The organism is Rhizobacter sp., assembly GCF_031412495.1.
Classification (GTDB): domain Bacteria; phylum Pseudomonadota; class Gammaproteobacteria; order Burkholderiales; family Burkholderiaceae_C; genus Schlegelella_A.
Genome location: NZ_JANODC010000541.1, coordinates 1 through 3,133 on the forward strand (window position 1 = coordinate 1; position 3,133 = coordinate 3,133).

Consider the following 3,133-nt stretch of genomic DNA (forward strand, 5'->3'; position numbering starts at 1 on the left):
CAAAAAATTCTGGCTCGGTCGGGCTAACCGCCCACCCCCGGGGGGGCGTTTCGCTTTCCGGAGGGCACCTCCACATGACCCGTCAGCCCTCGAGAAAGAAAGCGGCCGCCTGGGTCTCGGGGTGGCTGCTGCTGATGCTCGTCATCCTGGTCGCGGGCCGGGAAGCGATGCGAACGCTCCATGTCTTCCAAATCATGGAGATGAGGTCGCTGATCGGTCTCGTCCTGCTCTACCCGCTGGTGCACGGGGCGGGCGGCTTCGCCGCGATGCGCACGGTGCGGCTCGGCCAGCACGTGGCCCGCAACGCCTTTCACTACGGGGCCCAGTTCGGCTGGTTCTACGCCCTGACGCTGATCTCCGTGGCCCAGGTCGTGGCGATCGAGTTCACGATGCCGGTGTGGACGGCGATCCTCGCCGTCTCCTTCCTCGGCGAGCGGATGAGCCCGGCTCGTCTCCTCGCGGTGGCGCTCGGCATGGTCGGCGTCGCCGTGATCGTCCGTCCGGGTCTGGCCCGGCTCGACCCGGGTCAGCTGATCGCCCTCGCTGCGGCCGTCGGCTTCGCCGTGTCGATGATCCTCGTCAAGTCGCTGACCACGACCGAGAGCGTGGTCAAGATCATCTTCTGGATGCTCGCGATCCAGTCCGTGATCGGCATCGTGCCGGCGCTGCTCGTGTGGCGCCAGCCGACGGCGGCGGCCTGGCCGTGGGTCGTCCTGATCGCGTTCTGCGGGACGTACTCGCACTACTGCATGACTCAGGCGCTGCGTCACGCCGACGCGACCACGGTCGTGCCGATGGACTTCCTGCGCGTGCCGCTCAGCGCCGTCGTCGGCTGGCTGGTCTACGCTGAAGCCATCGACGTGTTCACCGCGCTCGGCGCCGGCCTCATCCTGGTCGCCAACCTGATCAACCTGCGCAGCCCGCCGCCGCCGTCGCGGCTCGGCGAGAGCCCGGTCCCATGACCCTTCGCCTGATCCTGGCCGCCCTGCACGCCTGGGTCGCCTGGCGACTCTGCCCGTCGCTCGGGCCGGTGTGGGGCAGCCTGCTCGGCGTCGTGCTCGCGACCTCGGTCGTCGTCATGCCCTTCGGCCTGGGCGCGCGCCGGCGCCGCGGCAGCGCATCGCCCGACCTGCTCACGTGGGCCGCGCTGCTGGCGCTCGGCTCCTTCTCGTCGCTGTTCGTGCTGACGCTGGCCCGCGACCTCGGGCTGCTCGCCGCCCGGGCCGTCGATGCCCTGGTACCTGGCGCGTTCGACCTCGCCGCTGCGGTGCAGGGCAGCGCCGTGGCCGTGCCCCTGCTCGCTGCCGCCATCACCCTCTGGGGCTTCGGCAACGCCAGGCGCACGGCGCGGATCGCCCGGGTCGACGTGCCGGTCCCTCATCTGCCTGCGGCGCTGGAGGGCTTCTCGATCGCGCAGATCAGCGACGTGCACGTCGGGCCGACGATCAGGCGCCCGTTCGTGGAGGCGATCGTGGCCGCCGTCAACGACCTCGGCGCCGACATGGTCGCGATCACCGGCGACCTCGTCGACGGCTCGGTCCAGGACCTGGCGCCGCACGTGGCTCCGCTGGCGGCGCTGCGCTCGCGCGAGGGCACTTTTTTCGTCACCGGCAACCACGAGTACTACTCGGGCGCGGCGGCGTGGATCGGCGAGCTGCGCCGGCTGGGCGCGCGGGTGCTGATCAACGAGCACGTCGTGCTTCGCCGCGGCGACGCCGCCATCGTCGTCGCCGGCGTCACCGATTTCAGCGCGGGCCACTTCGACCGCGCGCAGGCAAGCGACCCCGCTGCGGCGATCGCCGGCAGCCCGGCGCAGGCGGCCGTGCGCATCCTTCTCGCGCACCAGCCGCGCAGCGCCGGCGGTGCCGAAGAAGCCGGTTTCGACTTGCAGCTTTCGGGGCACACGCACGGCGGCCAGTTCTTTCCCTGGAACTTTTTTGTCCGCCTGCAGCAGCCTTTCACCGCCGGCCTGCATCGCTGGCGCCGGATGTGGGTCTACACCAGTCGCGGCGCAGGCTACTGGGGGCCGCCGAAGCGCTTCGGCGCGCCCTCCGAGATCACCCTGCTCCGGCTGGTGCGGGCTCGAGCGCCCGCCACGGGGCGCGAGCCCGTCCAACCCCGCGTCGCCGAAGGTGCCGCCGGCGTCTGAACAGAGGCGCGACCTTACAATTCAGAGGTTTTGCCGGGGGCATCCTGCCCTCGACCGCAGGAGAGGAATCCACCCGTGTTCATTTCAGAAGCCATCGCTCAGACCACCACCGGCGCGCCGGCGCCGACGGGCTCGGCGTCCGACTCCCTGTTCGGCAGCCTCGGCAGCATGCTGCCCCTGGTGCTGATGTTCGTGGTGCTCTACTTCGTGATGATCCGGCCGCAGATGAAGCGGCAGAAGGAGCACAAGGCGATGATCGAGGCGCTCGCCAAGGGCGACGAGGTCGTCACCTCGGGCGGCGTGCTCGGCAGGGTGTCGAAGATGGGCGACACCTTCATCGGGGTCGAGGTGTCCAGCGGCGTCGAGATCCAGGTCCAGCGAGCCGCCGTGATCCAGGTCATGCCCAAGGGCACCCTGAAGTGATTCGAGCCGCGACGTGAACCGCTATCCCCTCTGGAAGTACGCGATCCTCGCGGTCGCGCTGCTCGTCGGTCTGGTCTACACCCTGCCGAACTTCTTCGGCGAGGCGCCGGCCGTGCAGGTCTCGAGCGGCAAGGCGACGATCAAGGTCGACGCCTCGATGGCCGGGCGGGTCGAGGACATCATCGCCAAGGCCGGGCTGAAGGCCGATTTCGTGCAGTTCGACGGCAACTCGGTCAAGGCCCGCTTCGGCGACCTCGACGCGCAGCGCAAGGCCAAGGACGCGATCGGCGCGGCCCTCAATCCGGACCCAAGCGACCCTTCCTACGTGGTCGCGCTGAACCTGCTCTCGCGCTCGCCGACCTGGCTGACCGCGCTGCATGCACTGCCGATGTACCTCGGCCTCGACCTGCGCGGCGGCGTCCACTTCCTGATGCAGGTGGACATGAAGGCGGCGCTCCTCAAGAAGGCCGATGCGATCGCCGGCGACGTGCGCACGATGCTGCGCGACAAGAACATCCGCCACACCGGCATCGCCCGCGACGGCAACACCGTGGCGGTGCG

3 protein-coding genes and 1 pseudogene are annotated in these 3,133 nt (G+C 69.9%); all 4 read left to right on the forward strand.

Going from position 1 to position 3,133, the window contains the following annotated elements; translation table 11 throughout:
- Positions 1 to 74 precede the first annotated feature (74 nt).
- Complete coding sequence (locus AC30N0_RS20065; protein WP_489519643.1) at positions 75 to 962, forward strand: DMT family transporter; 888 nt, start codon at positions 75 to 77, stop codon at positions 960 to 962.
- Entirely contained in the window at positions 959 to 2,149 is a 1,191-nt protein-coding gene (locus AC30N0_RS20070) for a metallophosphoesterase (RefSeq protein ID WP_489519644.1), read from the forward strand. The genes AC30N0_RS20065 and AC30N0_RS20070 overlap by 4 nt, the downstream gene beginning before the upstream one ends.
- Before the next feature lie 75 nt (positions 2,150 to 2,224).
- The gene (yajC, locus tag AC30N0_RS20075; protein ID WP_489519645.1) at positions 2,225 to 2,572 is read left to right on the forward strand and encodes a preprotein translocase subunit YajC; all 348 of its coding nucleotides are present in this window, start codon (positions 2,225 to 2,227) and stop codon (positions 2,570 to 2,572) included.
- A gap of 13 nt (positions 2,573 to 2,585) precedes the next feature.
- Positions 2,586 to 3,133: pseudogene (locus tag AC30N0_RS20080) on the forward strand (protein translocase subunit SecD); the annotation flags it as partial.

Bases quoted from the DNA above. Each gene is read 5' to 3' on its own strand.
- AC30N0_RS20065 (WP_489519643.1), top strand. From the start codon at position 75: ATGACCCGTCAGCCCTCGAGAAAGAAAGCGGCCGCCTGGGTCTCGGGG.
- AC30N0_RS20070 (WP_489519644.1), top strand. From the start codon at position 959: ATGACCCTTCGCCTGATCCTGGCCGCCCTGCACGCCTGGGTCGCCTGG.